Source organism: Streptomyces sp. D2-8 (assembly GCF_023184515.1).
GTDB lineage: Bacteria > Actinomycetota > Actinomycetes > Streptomycetales > Streptomycetaceae > Streptomyces.
Window position 1 is genome coordinate 379,147 of record NZ_JAAHBP010000001.1, and the last position, 22,938, is coordinate 402,084.

17 protein-coding genes are annotated in these 22,938 nt (G+C 71.7%); 7 read left to right on the forward strand and 10 right to left on the reverse strand.

The features are described 5' to 3' along the window. Nucleotides 1-48 precede the first annotated feature (48 nt). Nucleotides 49-1,431: a glycine--tRNA ligase gene (locus G3I77_RS01665; RefSeq protein ID WP_248500598.1), complete on the forward strand. Its 1,383-nt coding sequence runs from the start codon at nt 49-51 to the stop codon at nt 1,429-1,431. Nucleotides 1,432-1,492: 61 nt separating this feature from the next. Here the strand turns inward: G3I77_RS01665 and G3I77_RS01670 are convergent, their stop codons facing one another. Then, nucleotides 1,493-2,596: an endonuclease/exonuclease/phosphatase family protein gene (locus G3I77_RS01670; protein WP_248500599.1), complete on the reverse strand. Its 1,104-nt coding sequence runs from the start codon at nt 2,594-2,596 to the stop codon at nt 1,493-1,495. A 213-nt stretch (nt 2,597-2,809) separates the two neighbouring features. Between G3I77_RS01670 and G3I77_RS01675 the strand changes: the two genes are divergently transcribed. The 3 genes from G3I77_RS01675 to G3I77_RS01685 all read left to right on the forward strand — a co-directional run bounded on the left by G3I77_RS01675 (nt 2,810) and on the right by G3I77_RS01685 (nt 5,142). Beyond that, on the forward strand, nt 2,810-3,436 hold the full coding sequence (locus tag G3I77_RS01675) for a LysE family translocator (protein WP_248500600.1): 627 nt from the start codon (nt 2,810-2,812) through the stop codon (nt 3,434-3,436). A gap of 78 nt (nt 3,437-3,514) precedes the next feature. Then, entirely contained in the window at nt 3,515-4,519 is a 1,005-nt protein-coding gene (locus G3I77_RS01680; protein WP_248500601.1) for an aldo/keto reductase, read from the forward strand. Nucleotides 4,520-4,545: 26 nt separating this feature from the next. Next, complete coding sequence (locus G3I77_RS01685) at nt 4,546-5,142, forward strand: TetR family transcriptional regulator (RefSeq protein ID WP_248500602.1); 597 nt, start codon at nt 4,546-4,548, stop codon at nt 5,140-5,142. On the opposite strand, the gene G3I77_RS01690 is transcribed toward G3I77_RS01685, so the two are convergent. Both G3I77_RS01690 and G3I77_RS01695 read right to left on the reverse strand, forming a co-directional pair. Then, nucleotides 5,139-5,402 (reverse strand): hypothetical protein, encoded by a 264-nt coding sequence (locus G3I77_RS01690; protein WP_248500603.1) that lies wholly within the window; start codon nt 5,400-5,402, stop codon nt 5,139-5,141. The genes G3I77_RS01685 and G3I77_RS01690 overlap by 4 nt on opposite strands. A gap of 369 nt (nt 5,403-5,771) precedes the next feature. Beyond that, entirely contained in the window at nt 5,772-7,217 is a 1,446-nt protein-coding gene (locus G3I77_RS01695) for an MFS transporter (protein ID WP_248500604.1), read from the reverse strand. A 78-nt stretch (nt 7,218-7,295) separates the two neighbouring features. Between G3I77_RS01695 and dusB the strand changes: the two genes are divergently transcribed. After that, nucleotides 7,296-8,429: a tRNA dihydrouridine synthase DusB gene (gene dusB, locus G3I77_RS01700; RefSeq protein WP_248500605.1), complete on the forward strand. Its 1,134-nt coding sequence runs from the start codon at nt 7,296-7,298 to the stop codon at nt 8,427-8,429. Here dusB and G3I77_RS01705 read toward each other — a convergent pair whose 3' ends face one another. The 3 genes from G3I77_RS01705 to G3I77_RS01715 all read right to left on the reverse strand — a co-directional run bounded on the left by G3I77_RS01705 (nt 8,430) and on the right by G3I77_RS01715 (nt 13,967). Then, nucleotides 8,430-10,190 (reverse strand): sulfatase-like hydrolase/transferase, encoded by a 1,761-nt coding sequence (locus G3I77_RS01705; protein ID WP_248500606.1) that lies wholly within the window; start codon nt 10,188-10,190, stop codon nt 8,430-8,432. A 376-nt stretch (nt 10,191-10,566) separates the two neighbouring features. Then, nucleotides 10,567-12,504, reverse strand: coding sequence for a glycogen debranching N-terminal domain-containing protein (locus tag G3I77_RS01710; protein WP_248500607.1), 1,938 nt, complete (start codon nt 12,502-12,504; stop codon nt 10,567-10,569). Then, nucleotides 12,501-13,967 (reverse strand): hypothetical protein, encoded by a 1,467-nt coding sequence (locus tag G3I77_RS01715; RefSeq protein WP_248500608.1) that lies wholly within the window; start codon nt 13,965-13,967, stop codon nt 12,501-12,503. The genes G3I77_RS01710 and G3I77_RS01715 overlap by 4 nt, the downstream gene beginning before the upstream one ends. A gap of 121 nt (nt 13,968-14,088) precedes the next feature. On the opposite strand from G3I77_RS01715, the gene G3I77_RS01720 reads away from it, so the two are divergent. After that, entirely contained in the window at nt 14,089-15,315 is a 1,227-nt protein-coding gene (locus tag G3I77_RS01720) for an ROK family transcriptional regulator (protein ID WP_248500609.1), read from the forward strand. Nucleotides 15,316-15,721: 406 nt separating this feature from the next. Continuing rightward, nucleotides 15,722-18,469 carry a pyruvate, phosphate dikinase gene (gene ppdK / locus G3I77_RS01725; RefSeq protein WP_248500610.1) on the forward strand — a complete coding sequence of 916 codons (2,748 nt, stop codon included), beginning with the start codon at nt 15,722-15,724 and terminating at the stop codon, nt 18,467-18,469. A 119-nt stretch (nt 18,470-18,588) separates the two neighbouring features. Here the strand turns inward: ppdK and G3I77_RS01730 are convergent, their stop codons facing one another. The 4 genes from G3I77_RS01730 to G3I77_RS01745 form a co-directional block, all read right to left on the reverse strand. Beyond that, nucleotides 18,589-19,107, reverse strand: a complete 519-nt coding sequence (locus tag G3I77_RS01730; RefSeq protein ID WP_248500611.1) for an NUDIX hydrolase — start codon at nt 19,105-19,107, stop codon at nt 18,589-18,591. 115 nt (nt 19,108-19,222) lie between these two features. Next, the gene (locus tag G3I77_RS01735; protein WP_248500612.1) at nt 19,223-20,380 is read right to left on the reverse strand and encodes an alkaline phosphatase PhoX; all 1,158 of its coding nucleotides are present in this window, start codon (nt 20,378-20,380) and stop codon (nt 19,223-19,225) included. Nucleotides 20,381-20,542: 162 nt separating this feature from the next. Next, entirely contained in the window at nt 20,543-22,030 is a 1,488-nt protein-coding gene (locus G3I77_RS01740) for a HAMP domain-containing sensor histidine kinase (RefSeq protein WP_248500613.1), read from the reverse strand. Further along, nucleotides 22,027-22,851: a response regulator transcription factor gene (locus G3I77_RS01745; protein WP_248500614.1), complete on the reverse strand. Its 825-nt coding sequence runs from the start codon at nt 22,849-22,851 to the stop codon at nt 22,027-22,029. The genes G3I77_RS01740 and G3I77_RS01745 overlap by 4 nt, the downstream gene beginning before the upstream one ends. Between the last annotated feature and the right edge of the window lie 87 nt (nt 22,852-22,938).

Below are 22,938 nucleotides of genomic sequence, written 5' to 3' on the forward strand. Positions count from 1 at the left end.
CTGGAAGCAACTCGCTTCGTCGCCCGTCGTCGTAATGAAGAGAGCACCGTGGCCGCCGACAAGATCGACACCATCGTCAGCCTGAGCAAGCGCCGTGGCTTCGTATTCCCCTGTAGTGAGATCTACGGCGGTCAGCGCGCCGCCTGGGACTATGGCCCCCTGGGTGTCGAGCTCAAGGAGAACCTCAAGCGCCAGTGGTGGCGCTACATGGTCACGTCGCGCGAGGACGTCGTGGGGATCGACTCGTCCGTGATCCTGGCCCCCGAGGTCTGGGTCGCCTCCGGCCACGTCGCCACCTTCACGGACCCGTTGACCGAGTGCACCTCCTGCCACAAGCGGTTCCGCGCGGACCACCTTGAGGAGGCCTACGAGGAGAAGAAGGGCCGCGCCCCGGAGAACGGACTCGCGGACCTCAACTGCCCCAACTGCGGCAACAAGGGCCAGTTCACCGAGCCCAAGCAGTTCTCGGGCCTGCTGTCCACCCACCTCGGCCCGACGCAGGACTCCGGCTCCATCGCCTACCTGCGCCCCGAGACCGCGCAGGGCATCTTCACCAACTTCTCCCAGGTTCAGACCACCTCGCGACGCAAGCCGCCGTTCGGCATCGCCCAGATGGGCAAGTCCTTCCGCAACGAGATCACGCCCGGCAACTTCATCTTCCGCACCCGCGAGTTCGAGCAGATGGAGATGGAGTTCTTCGTCAAGCCGGGCGAGGACGAGACGTGGCAGGAGTACTGGATGGAGCAGCGCTGGAACTGGTACACCGGTCTCGGCCTGCGCGAGGAGAACATGCGGTGGTACGAGCACCCGAAGGAGAAGCTCTCCCACTACTCCAAGCGCACCGCCGACATCGAGTACCGCTTCCAGTTCGGCGGCAGTGAGTGGGGCGAGCTCGAAGGTGTCGCCAACCGCACCGACTACGACCTCGGCGCCCACTCCAAGGCCTCCGGCCAGGACCTCACCTACTTCGACCAGGAGGCCGGCGAGCGCTGGACCCCGTACGTCATCGAGCCCGCGGCCGGTGTCGGCCGCGCGATGCTGGCGTTCCTCCTGGACGCCTACATCGAGGACGAGGCCCCCAACGCCAAGGGCAAGATGGAGAAGCGCACCGTGCTGCGCCTCGACCAGCGCCTCGCCCCGGTGAAGGTCGCGGTGCTGCCGCTGTCCCGCAACCCGGAGCTGTCCCCGAAGGCCAAGGGCCTGGCCCAGGCGCTCCGCCAGAACTGGAACATCGAGTTCGACGACGCCGGCGCCATCGGCCGCCGTTACCGCCGCCAGGACGAGATCGGTACGCCGTTCTGCGTGACCGTCGACTTCGACACGCTCGAGGACAACGCGGTCACCGTCCGCGAGCGCGACACGATGAAGCAGGAGCGCGTCTCCCTCGACCAGATCGAGGGCTACCTGGCGGCCCGCCTGATCGGCTGCTGATCGCCTTTCGCTGCGCCGCGGTGCCGGGTTCCTCCTCGGAGGGGCCCGGCGCCGCCGCGTTTCACAGGTCCAGGTCGACGTAGACGGCCGCGTGGTCCGAGGCGCGGTTCCACATCGAGGTGACGGTGTCGAAGGACTTGATGGTGGACGGCGCCCAGACGCCGCGCCGTTCGACCTCCACGTGCTGCACCTGCTCCCACAGCGGCGGCGGCAGCATCACGTAGTCGAGCTTCTGGCCCTCGGAGTTGCCCGTGCCGTGGGTGCCCGGGGCGCCCCGGTAGGACGGGTGACTCATCACGTCCCGCAGGCCGGTGCCCAGCAGGGCCCGGATCGCCTCGCTGGACGGCTCGTCGTTGAGGTCGCCGGCGACCACGACGTACGGGGAGCGTTCCAGGGCGGTCTGGTAGATCGACGCCACCCGCCGGGCCTGGGCGATCCGCAGCTCCGGGTCGTCGCCGCTCCGGCTCTTGAGGTGGTTGCCGAGCAGCCACAGCGGCGTGGCGCCGATCTGGATCTCGTACTCGGGGCAGTCCCGGCTGAAGAGGTACGCGCCCGGGCGGTCCGGGTCCGGGTCGAACAGATGCGATCGCATGGACGTGATCGGGTGGCGGCTGAGGATTCCCACGTCGATGCCGCGCGGGTCGTTGCCGTCGATCACCAGGTCGTACGGGTACGGCGTCTTCTTCAGGTCGGCGCCCAGCACCTGCTCGTTGAAGCGGCGCAGGGTCGTGCGGTCCTCCACCTCCACCGTGAGCAGGATGTCGGCGTCGACCTCGGCGATCACCCGGCCGGTGTTGTGCACGGCCTCCCAGTCGAGGTCGTCACGGACCAGTTCCACCCAGCCCGTCCACCCCGAGCGGCCCTTGGCCACGATCTCGAAGGTGATGTGCTCGCCGCTGCCCTTCGTCCTGAACAGCGTGCCCTGGCCGCGCGTCTCGTTGACGAAGAACGGCCTGTCCTTGCGCGAGTCGTGCACCCGGTGCTTCTTGAGGAGTTCGGCGGCCCGGGTCTTGATGGCGTCGTCGTAGGTCTTCTCCTCCAGGAGGGAGACCAGCTCGGCGTAGTCGTCGAGGATCTCGCGGCGCTTCTTGTCGCCCGGGAGGCGGAAGACCTTGGGGCGGCGGAAGAGGTTCTCCGTGTTGAAGGTGGCGATGCGGATCGTCATGACGCGCTCCCTCGGGCGGCGCAGGAGTTCCGCGCGACCGGTGGGCAGGCGCCGCCGGGGAGACCGCTCGCCGGCACTTCCATTGTCGGAGCCGGTGTGAAGTGTGTCGAACGGTGGGGTCTTTGAGGTTTCTGGGGTGCGGGGGATTGGTCCCGTAGCGCCGGGGCCGATTGGTCCTGTCTCCGGTGCGGGGGCCCGCGCCAGGGTGACGGCATGAGCATCGCGTTCCTGCTGACCACCCTCGTCGTCGTCGCCACGCCGGGCACCGGCGTCGTCTACACCCTGGCCGCCGCGCTCTCCCGGGGGCACCGCGCGAGTGTCGTCGCGGCCGTCGGCTGCACGCTCGGGATCGTGCCGCATCTGCTGGCCACGGTCACCGGCGTCGCCGCGCTGCTGCACGCGAGCGCGACCGCGTTCCAGGTGCTGAAGTACGCGGGCGTCGCCTACCTGCTGTACATGGCGTGGGCGACGGTGCGGGACAAGGAGGCGCTCGTGGTGGAGGAGCGGGAGGAGCGGGGAGCGGCTCCGGAGGTTTCGGCACGGCGGGTGATCGTGCGCGGGGTGCTGATCAACATCCTCAACCCGAAGCTGACGATCTTCTTCTTCGCGTTCCTGCCGCAGTTCGTGAGCCCCGTGGAGCCGCACGCGGTGGTGCGGATGGCGGGACTCGGCGGGGTCTTCATGCTGGCGACCTTCGTGGTGTTCGCCGCGTACGGGGTGCTGGCCGCGTCGGTGCGTCGGCATGTCGTGGGCCGGCCGCGGGTGATGGCCTGGCTGCGGCGGGGCTTCGCGGGGTCGTTCGTCGCGCTGGGGGCGAAGCTGGCGTTCACGGCGCGCTAGCCGCGGGTCGGGAGAGGGGCTGACAAGTATCAGATGACAGATATTGAAATCTGTCATCTGTCATGGCATGGTGGGGGCATGACGATGCGTACTCGCCCCCTCGGAACCACCGGCCCCCAGGTCTCCGCCCTCGGTCTCGGCTGCATGGGCATGTCCGCGCTGTACGGCGAGGCGGACCGGGCCGAATCCATCGCGACCCTCCACGCGGCGCTCGAAGCGGGCGTCACCCTGCTCGACACCGGCGACTTCTACGGCATGGGTCACAACGAGATGCTGATCGGCGAGGCCCTGCGCGCCGCTCCCGCCGCCCGGCGCGAACAGGCCCTGGTCAGCGTGAAGTTCGGCGCCCTGCGCGGCCCGGACGGCAGCTGGCTGGGCTACGACGGCCGGCCCGCCGCCGTGAAGAACTTCGCCGCCCACTCCCTCCAGCGCCTCGGCGTCGACCACATCGACGTCTACCGCATCGCCCGCCTCGACCCGGACGTGCCCATCGAGGAGACGGTCGGCGCGATATCGGAACTCGTCGAGAAGGGCTACGTCCGGCACATCGGCCTCAGCGAGGTCGGCGCCGGGACGATCCGCCGGGCGGCGGCCACGGCACCCGTATCCGACCTCCAGATCGAGTACTCCCTCATCTCCCGCGGCATCGAGGACGAGATCCTGCCCACCACCCGCGAGCTGGGCATCGGAATCACGGCGTACGGGGTGCTCTCCCGGGGCCTGATCTCCGGCCACTTCACCGCGGACCGGCAGCTCGGCGCGGGCGACTTCCGGGCGATGTCGCCGCGCTTCCAGGGCGACAACCTCCGGCACAACCTGAACCTCGTCGAGGCGCTGCGGAAGATCGCCGAGCAGAAGGGCGTCAGCGTCGCGCAGATCGCCATCGCCTGGGTGCTCTCCCGCGGAGAAGACATCGTGCCCCTGGTCGGCGCCCGCCGCCGCGACCGGCTCACGGAGGCGCTGGGCGCGCTGGACGTGACGCTGGAGCCGGCCGACCTGGCCGCGATAGAGGAGGCCGTACCGGCCGGTGCCGCCGCCGGCGACCGCTACCCGGCGGCCCAGATGGCGCACCTCGAGAGCTGAACCGCCCTTTGGGTACGGTCAGGGGCATGGCACCGACCAGCGAGACTCTGACCGCCGAGCGCATCCTCGAGGCCACCGAGGAGGTGCTGCGCCGCCACGGCCCGGCCAAGGCCACCGTGGTGGACGTGGCGCGTGCGCTCGGCGTCAGCCACGGCAGCGTCTACCGCCACTTCCGGACGAAGGCGGCGCTGCGCGAGGCGGTCACCAAGCGCTGGCTGGACCGCACGTCCGGGCAGCTGTCCGGGATCGTCGCCGCGGACGACCGCGTCCCGGAGGACCGGCTGCGGGACTGGCTCGCCGCGCTGTTCGCCGCGAAGCGCCGCAAGGCGGGCGAGGACCCGGAGCTGTTCGCCACCTACATGGTCCTCACCGACGAGAACGGCACAGCGGTCGGCGAGCACATCACCGACCTGGAGACTCAGCTGACCCGCATCATCCAGGCCGGCGTCGAGACCGGCGACTTCACCGCCACGGACCCGGAGGCATCGGCCCGCGCGGTCTTCCAGGCCACGGGCCGCTTCCACGACCCCTGTTACGCCAGGGAGTGGGAAGAGCCGGGGGCCGAGGGGGACTTCACGGCGGTCGTCGACCTGCTGGTGCAGGGGCTGCGGCGGTCGTTCTAGGGCGCGCACCCCGTGGTGCCCCGGGGCGTCAGGGGCCCGGGCCGCCCGGTCCCTTTGGCCGCCGTCGGATCCACGGTGGCCTGGTGGGCCTCCGCCAGGTGCTCCTCCGCCTTCAGCCAGGGCAGGAACTGGGCGCCCCTGCGCCAGCCGCAGGTGTCGCATCGGATCGTGCGCTGCACGCCCGTCCGGTGCACCCGCACCACGTGCTCCCGGCCGTGCTGGTCCCATCGGCTGACCTTGCTCGTGTCGATCTGCGTCATGGCGCCTCCCGCGTCGAGAAATCCGGCGTTCCGGTCTGCTCGCAGCAAGGAGTGTGCAGCAAGACCAACATCAACAGGGTTTCCCCGGAACCGAGTTATCAGGCCGTGAAACACCTCAGCCGACGGTGCGGGGCGGCCGGAGGCTCACCAGGCCGGGTCGGTACGACGCCGCCGAGCTGCACCAGCAGGGCCGTGACCAGGGCGTCCCGCATGCCACCTCCGGGACCGGGGACAGGAACTGCGTGCCGAGTGCCGCCACGCCGAGTGCCGCTCCTGGCCTCAGGCGCTGATGGCCGTGCTGGGGTTCGCCGGCGGCGCTCTCGTCGGTCTGCACCAAGTCGTCGACCGGCGGTGAGACCGGCCGCCGGGTCAGGCGCTCACGCCGGCGGCGTCCCGCACTTCCGCCGACTCCAGCCGCTCGGCCGTCCGCTCCGCGGTCCCCCGGGCCCACCGCCCGTTCGTCACCGCCCCCAGCGCCAGCACCGCGCATCCGCAGACCGCGAGGATCCACCACCCGGGCCGTGCCGCGGACACGAACACCTCCCGGTACGAGGAGTTGCCGACACCCGAGGCGAGCACCGCGCCCACCACGGCCACCCCCAGCGTCTGCCCGAGCTGCCGGCTGGTCGAGGCGACCGCCGCCGCCACGCCCGCCTGGGCGCGCGGCATGCCGGAGACCGCCGTGTTGGTGATGGGCGCGTTGACGAAACCGAAGCCGATGCCGAAGAGGACGTAGCCGGCGAAGAGTGCGACGTTGGAGGTCTCCGCCTCGAACGCGGCGAAGAGGACACCGCTCGTCGTCATCGCGAAGCCCGCGATCAGCAGCGGCAGACGGGGGCCGCGCGTGCCGACCAGGCGGCCCGACAGCGGTGCGCACAGGAACGTCGGGACCGCCATCGGCAGCATCCACAGGCCCGCCTCCAGGGCGGTCAGACCGCGCACGTTCTGCAGATACAGCGTCGACAGGAACAGGAAGCCGCCGAGCGCGGCGAACGCGCTGATCGCGATGAGCGTCGCGCCGCTGAACGGCGCCGAGCGGAAGAAGCGCAGGTCGATCAGCGGCTCCTCGCGGCGGGGCTCGTAGAGGAGCAGTCCCACCAGGGCCGCGAGGGCGACGACGGCCAGCGGCGCGATCGACCCGAACGGGGTGCTCGGCGCCTCGATGATCGCGTACGTGAGCGAGCCGAACAGCGCGATCACCAGCACCTGCCCGACGGGGTCGGGACGGCGGGCGCGCGGCGCGCGGGACTCGGGGACGAACCGCAGGGTGAGCAGCAGCGCCGCGAGGCCCACCGGCAGGTTGATCCAGAAGATGGAGCGCCAGCCGACGGAGTCCACAAGGAGGCCACCGACCAGGGGGCCGGCGGCCATCGATATGCCGACGACCGCGCCCCAGACGCCGATCGCCCGGGCTCGCTCGCGCGGGTTCGTGAAGGTGTTGGTGATGATCGACATGGCGACCGGGTTCAGCATCGAGCCGCCCACCGCCTGCACCATCCGGAAGGCGACCAGCGCCTGAAGATCCCCCGCGAGGGAGCACAGCACCGAGCCGATGGTGAAGACGACCAGGCCCGCCATGAAGACCCGCTTGCGGCCGATCCGGTCGGCCGTGGAGCCCGCGAGCATCAGCAGCGAGGCCAGGACCAGCGTGTACGCGTCGATCGTCCACTGCAGGCCCGACGTGCTCGCGTGCAGGTCCTGCTGCATGGACGGCAGGGCCACGTTCAGGACCGTGTTGTCGAGGCTCACGATCAGCAGGCTCATGCAGCAGATCGCGAGCACCAGCGTGCGGCGGCGGTGACTGAGCTCGGGCATGCGCGCCATCGTACGCCGACTTCGATAGTGTGGCTAACTAATGAATTTTGCCCTCTCATTGCACGGCACAATGGAGGCATGTCCACGCCCCTCCAGATCGGTCCGCACACCGTCCAGCCCCCCGTCGTCCTGGCCCCCATGGCCGGGATCACCAACGCGCCCTTCCGCACCCTGTGCAGGGAGTTCAGCGGTGGCAAGGGCCTGTTCGTCAGCGAGATGATCACCACCAGGGCACTGGTCGAGCGCAACGAGAAGACCATGCAGCTCATTCACTTCGACGCGAGTGAGCGCCCCCGCTCCATCCAGCTGTACGGCGTGGACCCCGCGACCGTCGGCAAGGCCGTCCGCATGATCGCGGAGGAGGACCTCGCCGACCACATCGACCTGAACTTCGGCTGCCCGGTGCCGAAGGTCACACGCAAGGGCGGCGGCTCCGCGCTGCCGTACAAGCGGAACCTGCTGCGGGCCATCCTGCGCGAGGCCGTCAGCGGCGCCGGTGATCTGCCCGTGACGATGAAGATGCGCAAGGGCATCGACGACGACCACATCACCTATCTCGACGCCGGCCGGATCGCCGTCGAGGAGGGCGTCACCGCCATCGCCCTGCACGGCCGCACCGCCGCCCAGCACTACGGCGGCACCGCCGACTGGGAGGCCATCGCCCGGCTGAAGGAGCACGTGCCGGAGATCCCGGTGCTCGGCAACGGCGACATCTGGTCGGCCGAGGACGCCCTGCGGATGGTCCGCGAGACCGGCTGCGACGGTGTCGTGGTGGGCCGCGGCTGCCTCGGGCGGCCATGGCTGTTCGCCGACCTGGTCGCCGCCTTCGAGGGCCGCACCCAGGACATCGCCCGCCCCGCCCTGCGCGAGGTCGCCGACGTCATGGTCCGGCACGCCACCCTGCTCGGGGAGTGGATCGGCGACGAGGCCCGGGGCGTGATCGACTTCCGCAAGCACGTCGCCTGGTACCTGAAGGGCTTCGCGGTCGGCTCCGAGATGCGGGGGCGCCTCGCGATCACCTCCTCGCTCCAGGAGCTGCGGTCCGGCCTGGACGAGCTCGACCTCGACCAGCCCTGGCCCGCCGGCGCCGACGGGCCCCGGGGCCGTACCTCCGGCAACAACCGGGTGGTGCTGCCGGACGGCTGGCTGAAGGACCCCTACGACTGCGCCGGGGTCGGCGAGGACGCCGAGCTCGACACCTCCGGCGGCTGATCAGCCGTTGGAGGGGTGCGGTGTGGAGCCGTACGCCTTCAGGAAGCGGTCGCGGAAGGAGCTCATCTTCCACACGGGCGCGTCGCGGCCGGGCTTGAGGCCCTCCGTCCAGTTCCAGTCGGCGACCTTGTCCAGGACCTTCGGGTCCTTCGCGACGATCGACACCGGCACGTCCCGGCTGGCGCGGGTGCCGCTGACCCGGGCGATGGGCTGGTGGTCACCGAGGAAGACCAGGACGGTGTCGTCGGTGCCGTAGCGCTCCAGCCACTGGGTGAGGCTGGTGATCGAGTACTGGATGGACTTGCCGTACTCCTGGCGGGACTTGGTGGTGTCGGTGATGACGTCCGACGCCTTGTTGCCGGCCTTCTGGATCGCGTCGAAGACCGAGCCGTCGCCGAGTTCGTCCCAGCCGACCATCTTCGGTATGGGCGCCCAGGGCTGGTGGCTGGAGGTCAGGATGACGAACGACATCAGCGGCTTGTCCCGCTTCTTGCCGTGCACCTGCCGCTGGAACGCCTCCAGCGCGTACTGGTCGGGCATCGTCGACCAGCTGAACTTCGGGCCCCGGTAGCCCAGGTCACGGGAGTCGTAGAGCTTGTCGAGGCCGTACCACTTCTCCTCCGGCCAGCCCTTCTGCACGCCCGGCATGACACCGACCGTGTCCCAGGCGCCGGTCTTCTGGAAGGCCTTGGTGAGGGTGAGGTGGTCGCCGGCGCTGACCGTGCGGTAGCGCCGCTGGTTGTCGATCCACAGGCCGGACATGGTCGTGGAGTGGCCGAGCCAGCTGCTGCCGCCGTAGGTCGCCGAGGTCAGCCAGCCGCTGCGGGCCGCGAAACCGGCCTTCTCCAGGGCCCGGGTACTGGTGTCGAGGGTCCGGTCGACGCCGGGGGCCATGATCGGGTCCTCGACGGCGCTGCGGCCGTAGCTCTCGATGAACGTGAAGATCACGTCCTTGCCGCGCAGATCCGGCAGCAGTTCGCCGGGCGGGGTGTTGCCGAAGATGTCCGCCTTCGACTGCTTCACGAACGCCGCCTCGTCCCGCAGCGATTCCACCGTCCGCTGCGCGTGCACCCGGAGGGCCCCGGCCCCGCGCTCGGAGGCGATCGGCCCGCCGAACAGGGTCAGGCCCAGCGCGGAGCAGGTGACCCAGACGGTGCCGGCGATCAGGGCGCCCTTGGTCGCCCGCACCCGGTGGCGGGCCAGCACATCCGCGAGCCGGATCGTCGCCGCGACCATGGCGGCCGCCACGAGCAGCACGAGCACCACGGCGCCGACGGCGGCCGCGGTCGCGACGCCCCCGCCGAGCGTGTCCCCGACGTACGCCTGGGCGTCGGGCAGCAGGTCCCAGTCGAGCGCGGCGTTGAAGCCCCGGCCCAGGTACTCGTTGAACCCCATGTCGAGCAGGTTCACCGTGGTCAGGGCGGTGAGGCCGAGCCCGTACAGCACCGCCGCCGCCAGCCGGGGCCGGGGCGGCAGCGCCAGCACGACGACGGCCCCGATGACCGCCTCGGCCGGGATCCGCGCGAAGCTGTCCGGTTCGAGGGCGGGGAGGGTGTTGGGCAGCAGCAGGGCCCCGAGGACCACGAGGGCGGCGAGGGCGGTGGTGGCCAGGTGAAGGGCGCGGGCGGCCCGGGGGTGGCGGGTGCGCCAGGTGCGGAGGCGGGTGAGGCGCGCGAAGCGGGATCTGACGCCGGCGCCCTCCCTCTTCTCGGGGTCGGCCTCCTCTGCGACGGCCTTCTGGACGTGTGTGAAGCCAGGCACCCGGAGGTCCTTCCCGTTCAAAACCCGGTGAGGTGGCGGACCCGGGTGGGGGTGCGGGTCCGCCGCCGTTCCGTACGGGATGTTCCTCGGGTGTGTTCAGCCCGCCGGGCCAGCGCTCGGCAAACACCCGGCAAACACTAGGGCCCGTCGTTCGGGTCAGGTCGCAGACGCGGGGTCTGGCACGCGCATCTGCGGCGTTGTCGTCGGTTGCCGATTCCCCCACGCTCGGCTGCGCTCGCGCGGGAGGGACCCCCATCGCATCGACGCCCTCCTCCGCCTTGCAGCTGCACGCACCAGACCCCGCTCAACGGCGTGACGAGATGCCGCCGGTTCCCTGCGACCCGACCCGAACGACAGGCCCTGGGCCAATCGACCCTCAGACCACGCCGACCGCCGTGAGCAGCGCCAACGGGGCGGACGCGGAGCGGGATTCACGCACGCACGCGTGCGGGTACGGCACCGGCTCCGGGTGGGTGTCGCGGCCGTAGCCCGCGAGGACCTCCGGGAGCCGGTGGCCGGTCGCACCCGCCGCGTCGACCAGGCCGCGGGCGATCGCACGGGCCTCGTCGTGCAGCCCGTAGCGGGCCAGGCCCAGTGCGATCAGCGCGTTGTCGTGCGGCCAGACCGACCCGCGGTGGTAGGAGAGCGGGTGGTACGCCGGCTGCCCCGCGGCGAGGGTGCGGACGCCCCAGCCGGAGAAGAAGTCCGGTTCGAGAAGCCGCCGGCCGACGAGTTCGCCGTACTCCTTGTCCAGCAGCCCCGACCACAGCAGGTGCCCGGCGTCGGAGGCCAGCGCGTCGACCTGCTCGCCCCGGCCGTCGAGAGCGAGGGCCGGGAAGGACTGCTCCGGCATCCAGAAGTCCCGCTGGAAACGGTCGCGCAGGTCGCCGGCCGCCTGCTCCAGCAGGTGCGCGTACGTGGCGTCCTGCCACACCGTGCGGGCGAGGCCCGCCGTACGGCGCAGGGCGTCGTAGGCGTAGCCCTGGGCGCCCGCGGCCGTCACCGGGCCGTGGGGGCGGGTGCCTTCGGCCGAGCAGATGGCGCCGGGCGAGTCCTTCCAGTTCTGGTTGGCGAGGCCGCCCTGGTCGGCGCGGTAGACGAGGTAGCCGCGCGAGGTGAGGCCGCCGTGGTCGAGCATCCAGGTGATCGCGGCCCGGGCGTGGGGTTCGAGGCGGCGGGCCAGGCCGGTGTCGCCGGTGTGCTCGGTGTACGCGCCGAGCAGGACGAGGAACAGCGGGGTGGCGTCGACCGAGCCGTAGTAGCGGCCGTACGGAACCTGGCCGAAGTGGGCCAGTTCGCCGTGCCGTACCTCGTGCACGATCTTGCCGGGCTGGGCGATCTCGTCGGCACGGGTCCCGGTGGCCTGGGTCGCGGCGAGCGCGGCCAGGGTGGCGGCGGCCGGCCGCGGCCGGTAGGGCAGAGCGAACAGCGAGGTCAGCAGGGCGTCCCGGCCCAGCAGGGTCAGGAACCAGGGGGCGCCGGCGGCCGGGACGCGCAGCTCCTCGCCGTCCGGGCCGGTCGCCGGGACCTGCAGGGCGGCGAGGTCGGCGAGACCCCGGGTGCAGGCCGCGGCCAGCTCGGGCCAGTCGGCCGGGAAGGCCAGGTCCTGGACGAAATCGCCCTCCCGGGCGCGGAGTTGCTCCTGGACGGCGGAGGGGGAGCGAGGTACGCGCAGGGCGCGCCGGTCGCCGTGCGGGCGGGCGATGACCCGCAGGGTCAGCTCGGCGGTGCCGTGCGGTGCGAGGTCCAGGCTCCACGCCAGGCGGCGGGCGCCGGTGCCGGTCTCCTCCACGGCGTCCGGCTGGGGGTCGGCCGTCACGGTCGTGACGGAATGCCATTCGCCGCGCCGGTAGGCGAACTCCACGCCGTGGCCGAGCACACGGCGGGAGCGGACGGCCCCGGCCTTCGTGTAGGTGCGGTGGTCGGAGCGCAGCTCGAACTGGTCGGTGAAGTCGGCGTCGGCGGTGACCGCGAGGTGGACCGTCGTCGGCACCGGGCGGTTGCTGGTGACGCGCAGCGACTCCACGAACGCGGAGTCCCCTACGGCCTGTTCGCGGAAGAGCGTGTACGCGGGCGGTTCGTCGCGGCCGCCGCGCGGCACGAGCACACAGCGCGCGGTGTCCCCGTCGGCCACCGGCGTCAGCGTGTCGGGCACCGCCCCGTCGACGGTGAGCTGCCACCGGCTCAGATGCCGGGCGTCCCGTACGAACATGCCGTCCGGGGCGCTGCCGCCCCGGTAGCCGCTGATGTCGCCGCGGTCGCCGACGGCGGCGAACGTCCGTCCGTGCACGAGCAGATGATGCCGGTCCGTCATTCCCGGTCCCCTCCCTTGATCGCCGTGAGGCCGTTCCTGCCCCGTGCGGGCCTGTCGTGCAGAAGGTCGAGCGTGAGCGCGGCGGTCCAGCCGAAGCCGGTGACGCCGCAGGCCTGTGCCGTGTACGGGTCGACGTACTCCGCGAAGCCGGAGGCTCCGGCGGTGTGCAGCATGCCCTTGCGCAGGGCGTCGGCCCGGCCGTGCTCGCCGTGCAGCCGCAGCCCGCGCTCCAGCAGCCAGTTGGTGTTGAACCAGGCCGGGCCGCGCCAGTAGCGGTGCGGGTCGAAGGCCTCGCCGAGCAGGTCGTAGCTCGGGACCAGGCGGGTCGTGCCGCCGAGGCCGAAGTGCGGGCCGCACATCGTGCGGACCAGGGTGGCCGCGAGGTCGCGCGGCAGGGCCGGCAGCAGCAGGGGGATCAGCCCGGAGACACCGCGCTCGGGGATCAGCTCCCCGGCGCGCACGTCCCGGCACAGGAACATCCCCGCCGCCGGTTCCCACAGCCGCTCCACCAGGGCCGCCGTCAGCCGCTCGGCGCGGACCCGCGGTGCGGAGCCGGCCGCGCCCAGCTCGTGGGCGATTCGGGCCAGGGCGTACTCGGAGGCGACGAGCAGGGCGTTGAACGCCGGGTCCTCCACGGCGAACCCGCCCGCCCCTCTCCCGCCGCCACTCTCGACCGTGGCCCTGGGGGCCGTCCCTTCGTCGGGGCCGTCGGCGTATCCGCGGTCCCGGTAGTCGGCCGCCAGCCGCACGTACCGCCCGTAGTCCAGATCCGTCGGCCGGTCCTCGGGGGCGCCGTGGTCGAGGTCGGCGCGCCGGAAGGAGCGGGCCGGGGCCGGGGTGACCCGGGACAACGGGCGGTCCCAGCAGGGGCTGTTGTCCATACCCTGCTCCCAGGGGTGCACGACGGACACCAGCCCGCCCCCGCCGAGGTCGCGCCGGTGCAGGAGGTAGCCGTGCCAGGCGGCCAGCCGGGGGTACGCCCGGGTGAGGAAGCCGCGCGCCCTGGACAGGCCCGGGTCGGCGAGGTGCACCAGCCACGCGGCCAGGGCGTGGACCGGCGGCTGCACGATCCCGGAGGTCTGTACGGTGCGCGGGGCGCCGGCGGCGCTCCCCGCGGTCGACGAGCGCCAGAAGTCGGGGCTCGGGAAGTACGCGTCGAGGGGGACGGAGGGGTTGAAGACGATGTGCGGGATCCGCCCGTCCGCCCACTGGGCCGCCAGCAGCGTCTCCAGTTCCGTCTGGGCCCGTAACGGCGAGATGTGCCTGAGGCCGATGGCGATGAACGCCGAGTCCCACGACCACTGGTGCGGATACAGACCGCGCGAGGGCACCGTGGACGTCCCCGTCCAGCCTGCCTCCAGCACGGCGGCGGCCCGCACATGCAGAGGAGGCGCGGCGCTGGACGGATCGTATGCAACGGTGCGTCCTGGGGGACGCGGGGCACGTTGGGCGGTGCGGTCCACTCGGGGCTCTCCGAAAAGACGTCCGGCCGGCCGGTTCGGCTGCGGCTACCGTAGGGTTACGTCTATTTAACACGCAAAACCAACTATGTAAGGCAAGGTTGGGAAACACAAGGGGGTGTGCATGACCGGACGGCCCGGGAGAACCGGACGAGGTGCGGGCCAGGGGAGCGCCGGCGATCTGCTCGAACTGGTGCGCAGTCGCCGTGCCGTGACCCGGGGTGCGCTGCAGCAGGCGACCGGACTGTCCCGGGCGACCGTCGGGCAGCGGCTGGACCGGCTCTTCCGGGCGGGCTGGCTGCGCGAGGGCGCCGGGGGGCCGGTGGACTCCCCGCTGGGCGGACGGCCCTCCATCACCCTGGAGTTCGACGACGAGCACGCGGTGGTCCTGGCCGCCGACCTCGACACGCGGCACGCGCGGGCGGCCGTGCTGTCACTGAGCGGCGAGATCCTCGCCGAGCACTCCGGCACCCTGGTCGTCGAGGACGGCCCGGACGTCGTGCTCGGCGAACTCGGCGGCTGGTTCGCCGAGTTGCTGGAGAAGACCGGACACGGGGCCGAGGCGCTCTGCGGGGTCGGGCTCGCGGTGCCCGGCCCGGTCGACACCGAGACCGGCCGTGTCGTCCAGCCGCCGATCATGCCCGGCTGGGACGGCTACGACATACGGGGCCGGCTGTCCCGGGCGCTCACCGAGCACACGGGCGCCGCCGGGGCGCCCGTGCTGGTGGACAACGACGCCAACCTCATGGCGTACGGCGAACAGCGCACCGGCTACCCCGGCTGCTCCGCCTTCGTGCTGCTCAAGGTCTCCACCGGCATCGGCGCCGGGGTCGTGGTGGACGGCTCGGTGTTCCGCGGCATCGACGGCGGCGCCGGCGACATCGGGCACATCCGGGTCCCGGAGGGCGCCGGAGCGCTGTGCCGCTGCGGCTCGTACGGCTGTCTGGCCGCCGTCGCGAGCGGTGGCGCGGTGGCGCGGCGGCTGGCGGAGGCCGGGGTGCCGGCGGCCTCCGGCTCGGACGTCCGGGATCTGCTGGCGTCCGGGCACCCCGAGGCGGTCGGACTCGCCCGGGAGGCCGGGCGCCGGGTCGGGGACGTCCTCGCGACCGTCGTGACGCTGCTCAACCCCGGCGTCCTGATGATCGCCGGGGATCTGGCCGGAACCGCCTTCCTGACGGGCGTGCGCGAACTGCTGTACCAGCGGGCGCTGCCCCGCTCCACCGCTCACCTGGACGTGGTGACCGCACGGCTGGGGGAGCAGGCCGCGCTGGTCGGGGCCGGTGCGATGGTCGTGGAGCACCTCTACGCGCCCGAGCGGGTCGAGGAGCGGCTGCGCGCACTCGGGGTGTGACGCCCGTGTTTCGGTCCCGGGACGCGTCCGCATGGTGAAATCCCGGCGGCTGTGGCAGCGTGATTCTCGCCACCCCTGATAAGGGTCGCGCTCAGATGAGCGGATCATGGGCGACTGCACTTCTCCAAAGGGTGGCACTGAGTGCCACCCTTTGATCGTTCATCGAGCGAAATCAAATGTGCGGAAACCTCGCTCACATGAGCACTCAGGGGGGTTGAGGGAGGTTCTTGCGTTCAAGAAATGAAAACACGAGCCCGTGATCGCTTGCCGAGCCTTGACTTTCGATCCGCTGGCGGACGAGTGGTTACAGGCACATGACGCACGCGTGGACGTACCCAGACGCCTTTGATCTGGGTATGTTCCTCGCCGTCAGGGCAGCCACCGCGTCCTCGAGGAGTCGAGACCCGTGTCGGAAAACAAAGATCCCCAGGTAGCTGAGCGCGGCACCAGCGTTGAGGGCGTGAAGTTCGTTTACGACTTCACCGAGGGCAACAAGGACCTCAAGGACCTCCTCGGTGGCAAGGGCGCGAACCTCGCGGAGATGACGAACCTGGGCCTTCCGGTCCCGCCCGGGTTCACCATCACCACCGAGGCCTGCAAGGTCTACCTGGACAGCGGCGAGGAGCCGGCGGCACTGCGTGACGAGGTGAGTGCACACCTCGACGCGCTCGAGGCCCGCATGGGCAAGAAGCTCGGCCAGGCCGACGACCCGCTGCTGGTGTCGGTGCGCTCGGGCGCCAAGTTCTCCATGCCCGGCATGATGGACACCGTCCTCAACATCGGCCTCTCCGACAAGTCGGTGCAGGGCCTGGCCAAGCAGGCCGGCGACGACCGGTTCGCGTGGGACTCCTACCGCCGCCTCATCCAGATGTTCGGCAAGACCGTCCTGGGCGTCGACGGCGAGCTGTTCGAGGACGCGCTGGAGGCGGCCAAGGCGGCCAAGAAGGTCACGGTCGACACCGAGCTGGAGGCCGCCGACCTCAAGAAGCTCGTCACCAAGTTCAAGAAGATCGTCAAGACCGAGGCCGGCCGGGACTTCCCGCAGGACCCGCGCGAGCAGATGGACCTCGCCATCCACGCGGTCTTCGACTCCTGGAACACCGACCGGGCCAAGCTCTACCGCCGCCAGGAGCGCATCCCGCACGACCTGGGCACGGCCGTCAACGTCTGCTCCATGGTCTTCGGCAACCTCGGCCCCGACTCCGGCACCGGCGTCGCCTTCACCCGCGACCCCGCCTCCGGCCACCAGGGCGTCTACGGCGACTACCTCCAGAACGCGCAGGGCGAGGACGTCGTCGCGGGCATCCGCAACACCGTGCCGCTCGCCGATCTGGAGCAGATCGACAAGAAGTCGTACGACCAGCTCATGCAGATCATGGAGACGCTGGAGAACCACTACAAGGATCTCTGCGACATCGAGTTCACCATCGAGCGCGGTGTGCTGTGGATGCTCCAGACCCGCGTCGGCAAGCGCACCGCGGGCGCGGCCTTCCGCATCGCGACCCAGCTGGTGGACCAGGGCCTGATCGACGAGGCCGAGGCGCTCACCCGCGTCAACGGCGCCCAGCTCGCGCAGCTGATGTTCCCCCGCTTCGACGAGGACGCGAAGGTCTCGCAGGTCGGCCGAGGCATCGCCGCCTCCCCGGGCGCGGCCGTCGGCAAGGCCGTCTTCGACTCCTACACGGCCGTGAAGTGGTCGCGTTCGGGCGAGAAGGTCATCCTGATCCGCCGTGAGACCAACCCCGACGACCTGGACGGCATGATCGCCGCCGAGGGCATCCTGACCTCGCGCGGCGGCAAGACCTCCCACGCGGCCGTGGTCGCGCGCGGCATGGGCAAGACCTGTGTCTGCGGTGCCGAGGAGCTGGAGGTCGACACCAAGCGCCGCCGGATGACCGTGCCGGGCGGGCACGTCGTCGAGGAGGGCGACGTCGTCTCCATCGACGGCTCCTCGGGCAAGGTCTACCTCGGTGAGGTACCCGTCGTGCCGTCGCCGGTCGTGGAGTACTTCGAGGGCCGGATGCACCCGGGTGCCGACGACGCCGACGAGCTCGTCGAGGCCGTCCACCGGATGATGGCCTTCGCCGACCGCAAGCGCCGCCTGCGGGTGCGCGCCAACGCCGACAACGCCGAGGACGCGCTGCGCGCCCGCCGCTTCGGCGCCCAGGGCATCGGCCTGTGCCGCACCGAGCACATGTTCCTCGGCGACCGGCGCGAGCTGGTGGAGCGGCTGATCCTGGCCGACACGGACACCGAGCGCGAGGAGTCCCTCAAGCAGCTGCTCCCGCTCCAGAAGCAGGACTTCGTCCAGCTCTTCGAGTCGATGGACGGCCTCCCGGTCACCGTCCGCCTGCTGGACCCGCCGCTGCACGAGTTCCTCCCGGACATCACCGAGCTGTCCGTCCGCGTGGCCCTCGCCGAGTCCCGCCAGGAGCCGCACGAGAACGAACTGCGCCTGCTCCAGGCCGTGCACCGGCTGCACGAGCAGAACCCGATGCTGGGCCTGCGCGGTGTGCGCCTCGGCCTGGTCATCCCCGGCCTGTTCACCATGCAGGTCCGGGCGATCGCCGAGGCCGCGGCCGAGCGCAAGGCCGCCAAGGGCGACCCGCGCGCCGAGATCATGATCCCGCTGGTCGGCACGGTGCAGGAGCTGGAGATCGTGCGCGAGGAGGCCGACCAGGTCATCGCCGAGGTCGAGGCGGCCTCGGGCACGCAGCTGAAGCTGTCCATCGGCACGATGATCGAGCTGCCGCGCGCCGCGCTCACCGCCGGTCAGATCGCCGAGGCCGCGCAGTTCTTCTCCTTCGGCACGAACGACCTGACCCAGACGGTGTGGGGCTTCTCCCGGGACGACGTGGAGGCGAGCTTCTTCACGGCGTACCTGGAGAAGGGCATCTTCGGAGTCTCCCCGTTCGAGACGATCGACAAGGACGGCGTCGGCTCCCTCGTGAAGCTGGCCGCCAAGGCCGGCCGCGAGACCCGCCCCGACCTCAAGCTCGGCGTCTGCGGCGAGCACGGCGGCGACCCCGAGTCGGTCCACTTCTTCCACGAGGTCGGACTCGACTACGTCTCCTGCTCCCCGTTCCGCATCCCGGTGGCCCGCCTGGAAGCGGGCCGGGCGGCGGTCCAGTCCCAGGGCAGCGACCACCGCTAGCCCGGGCCACGGAACCCGGAGCCGTCGACGGTCCCCGACCCTCACCGATCGCGGCGGCTCCGGTGCACGAGACGAAGGGGCGGCACCTGTGCGGAGGTGCCGCCCCTTCGGGTTCCCGCTTATCCGGGGAGCCCTTCCCGCAGGCACACGACGGTGCCCGTCCGGGCCGCCGCCAGCAGCGCGGTGAGGGTGGGCAACCCGGTCGCCAGCGGCACGGACTCCAATTCGGCGAGGGCGAAGAGGCCGTGGGCGTCGTGCTCCGAGCTGCGCCGGACGGGCTGCCCGGCCGGGAGCCGGCCACCGTGGAAGTAGAAGTCGATCACCGGCCCCGTGCCCAGCACATCCGCCCGGTGGTCGTACCCGATGAACCGCGGGTCCTCTTCCAGGACGATGCCGGTCTCCTCGTGCAGCTCCCGGCGCGCGGCGCCGGCGGGGTCCTCGCCGTGGTCGAGCATGCCGCCCGGCAGCCCCCAGAGCCCCGCGGCGGGCAGGCCCCCGGCGTAGCGCAGCAGCAGGATCCGCTCCTGGGCGTCGAGCAGCAGGACGCAGGACGCGACGATGGTCTGCGGCAGCGTCTTGACCCACTCGGCACGGGGCAGCACACCCGGCGCGTTCGGGACGGGCACGGTCGTGTCCACGGTGGTGTTCCTTCCGTCGGCCGGGCAGCCCGCTACGAGCTGCCCAACCGGTGGAACGGCCGGACCCGCCGATGGTCACCGGCGGCTCGGGCTCAGGTGCCGCACGCGACCCCCGTCACGAGCGGAACGGGCCCGTCACCTCGTAGGTGATGCCGCCCGAGGAGCTGCCGCTGGTGCCGCGCTGGCTGGAGAAGTAGAGGCGGGAGCCGTCGGGGGAGAAGGCCGGGCCCGTGATCTCCGAGCTCGACTGGCCGTCGATGCGCAGGAACGAGGCGACGACGTCGCCCGGGGTGATGACGCAGATCTCCATGGTGCCGCCGTCCTCGGCGACGAAGAGGTCGCCGGAGGCGGCGCCGGTGATGTTGTCGACGCCGGTGAGGGGGGCCGTGCCGTTGACGAGGGAGTCGTCGTAGGCCAGTTCGTACGTGTTGGTGAGGAGGTTGAGCTGCCAGACGCGGTTGTCGCCCTTGGTGGTGAACCAGACGGTGTCGTCGGCGTAGTGGCACCCTTCGCCGCCGTTGAAGGACTTCGACCCGGCGACCTGGGAGCGGGTCGCGGTGGGGGAGCCGTCCGGGTCGGGGATGTTGGTCCAGGTGAAGGAGCCGCTCGTGGCGCTGCCCGCGACCATCACCTGGAGCGTGCCGGACGACAGGTTGCCCCAGGTCGTCGGGACGAAGCGGTAGAAGCGGCCGTTCGTCTCGTCCTCGGTCAGGTAGATCACCTTGCGCACCGGGTCGGCGGCCGCCGCTTCGTGCTTGAAGCGGCCCATCGCCGCACGCTGCACCGCCGCGTTCGTGCCCCACGGGTCGGTCTCGTAGACGTAGCCGAGGGACACCTCCTCGCAGGACAGCCAGGTGTTCCACGGCGTCTTGCCACCTGCGCAGTTCTGCCGGGTGTTCGACAGGATGCGGTACGCACCCGTGATCGCGCCGGCCGACGAGAACGTCACCGCGCTCGCGCCGCCCGAGGGGTTGATCTCGGAGTTGGACACGTAGATCCAGCCCGTGCCGTCGGCGTAACAGGCGCCGCCGTCCGGGGCGTTGTGCCAGGTGTACGACGTGCTCCCGACCCGCTGGCCCGACCGGGCGATCACCCGGCTGGTGAAGCCGCTGGGGAGTCTGATGCCGTTGGCGTCCGGGGAACCCAGCGGCCCGTAGGGGCCGGTGCCGGGCTGGGCCGGGGCCGCGTACGCGGCGCCGCGCCACAGGGTTCCGCCCAGAGCGGCCGATGTGCCGCCGAGGACGGCCGCACGCAGGAGGCTACGACGTTCCACTCTCACTCCAAGAGGTGCCGTACCGCCCTGCCGCCGGTCGACGGCAGGGTCGTGCGTGGGGGAGGCAGAAAGGACGTTAGGGGGGCCGGGTTGACGGGGCATGGACAACTCATGGCCGTGGGGCGGCATGCTGTGTGCCGCCCGTGCCCTGCGACTGCCGGTCTACGCCGGCAGCGCCGGAACCTCCCGTCTCGGCCTTCTCGGGCGGTCGCCGCCCGGCCCGGGGCCGCCCTCGCCCGTCGGCCGCGCGGACGGCAGCCGGATCACCACGTCCAGGCCGCCGGTCGCCGCCGCGCGCAGCGTCGCCTCGCCGCCGCTGGCATGGGCCAGGCGCTGCACCAGGGCGAGACCGAGTCCCGTACCGCCCTTGGGGGCGCCCGGGGCGCGCCAGAAGCGGTCGAAGGCGCGGGCCCGCTGCTCCTCCGTCATGCCCGGGCCCTCGTCGGTGACGTGCAGGTCGACCCAGCGGGGCCGGCTGTCGCGCAACGCCCGCCGGGGCGGGGCGTGCAGCCGCAGCTCGATCGTGACGGTGCTGCCCGCCGGGGACGCCCGCAGGGCGTTGGACAGCAGGTTGTCCATGATCTGCTCGACGGCCCCCGGCACCGCGAGCACCGGGCCCACGCTCCCCGCGAAGAGCACGAGGGAGACGCCCTCCCGCGCGAACAGGGCCTGCCAGGTACGGTGCCGCTCCGCGCAGACCGCGCCCAGGTCGACGGTGCCGGGGATGGCCGCGTGCTCCTCCAGCCGGGCCATGGCCAGCAGGTGCTCGACCATCCGGGCCAGCCGGTCCGTCTCCGTGACGGCCGCGGTGAGGCTGCCCCGGGCCCGGGCGGCGATGTCCGGCTCCAGGTTCTCCAGGCGCAGCCGCAGCGCCGCCAGCGGTGTCTTCAGCTGGTGCGAGGCCTCGCCCGCGAACGCCCGCTGGGACGCCAGCAGATGCGCGAGCCGCGCCGCGGTGTGGTTGAACGCGGCGGCCAGGCTGCGTACTTCCGGCGGCCCCTTCGTGACCGTCACCGGCGCGAACCGGCCGCCGTCGGCCAAGTCGTGGGTGGCCTGCTCCAGCTCACGGATGGGACGGCCCGCCCAGCGGGCGAAGGCGAAACCGACCACGGCGACCGCCGTCAGCACGGCCAGTCCGCCCAGCGCCAGCAGCAGCCACACATGGTGGACCCGCTCGTGCACCGTCCGGGTGGGCACCGTCAGCCACACCGCGCCCGTCGGCCGCGCCTCCTGGCCCACCGGCGCGGCCACCGACAGGTACTCGACCCCGCCGATCGTGGAGGTCCGGACGTCCACGGTCGACGTGCCCCGCAGCGCTGCCGCGATGCCCGGCCGCGCCGCCAGGTCGCCGGACATGTCGGCATCCATCGGGTGCGAGGTGGCGAGCGGCGCGCCCGAGGCGCCGACGATCACCACCTTCCCGCCGATGCGCCGCGCACAGTGCGCCACCCGCTCGGGCAGATCCCGCTCGGCCCGCCCCGCCGCGAGGGACAGCGCGGCGTACGCGGAGACCGACTCGGCCTCGTCCTTCGCCGCGCTGACGACCCGCTCCCGCTCACCGCGCGAGTACACGAAGCCCAGCGGGATCTCCAGGCAGAGCAGCACCAGCGCCGCGAGGCTGAGGTAGCTGAGCAGCAGCCGGCGGGTCACGGAGAGGCCACCTGCGCGGTCGGCCCGGTGTGCACCGCCAGCCGGAACCCGACGCCCCGCAGCGTTCTGATCCACGCCGGGTGCCCCAACTTGCGGCGCAGCGCGGCCACATGGACGTCCAGGGTCTTGGTCGGGCCGTCGTAGTGCGGGTCCCAGACGCGGTCGAGGATCTGCTGCCGCGAGTAGACCGCGCCCGGGTCCTCGCTGAGCAGCGCCAGCAGGTCGAACTCCTTGGGCGTGAGCAGGACGGGGGCGTCGCCCACCCAGACCTGGCGGGTACGGCGGTCCACGACGAGCGGTCCCGGGTCGTGCGGCGGGTCGGGGGCGGGGTCGTAGGAGGTGGCCGCGGGAGGTTCACAGGAGAGGGGCGGGGCCGGTTCGTACGCGGGGGCGGGAGCCGGCTCGTACGACGGCGGCTCGGGGGTGCCCCGGGGGCCCACGGTCTCGGGAAACGCCTGGTGGGTGCGTTGCGTGCGGCGGGTCACCGCACGGACCCGGGCGACCAGTTCCCGCACGCTGAATGGTTTCGCCAGATAGTCGTCGGCGCCCAGCTCCAGGCCCAGCACACGGTCGGCCTCCTCGCCGCGGGCGCTGAGGATGACGATGGGCACGTCCGAGACCTGCCGGATGCCGCGGCAGACGTCGATGCCGTCCATGTCCGGCAGCCCCAGGTCGAGCAGGACGACGTCGTTGTACGGGCCTCTCAGACCGTCCGTCCCGGTGGCGACGTGGTCGACCGTCAGCCCGAAGTGGCCGAGCCCTTCGGTGAGCGGCTCGGCGATCGTCTCGTCGTCTTCGATGAGCAGCACTCGTAGGCCCATACGTCCTGTCTCTCCGTGAAGCCGGTATGAATCCGGGCAGCGTCAATTCACATTCCCTGCCACGGAGTTCACACGCTACAAGATGAC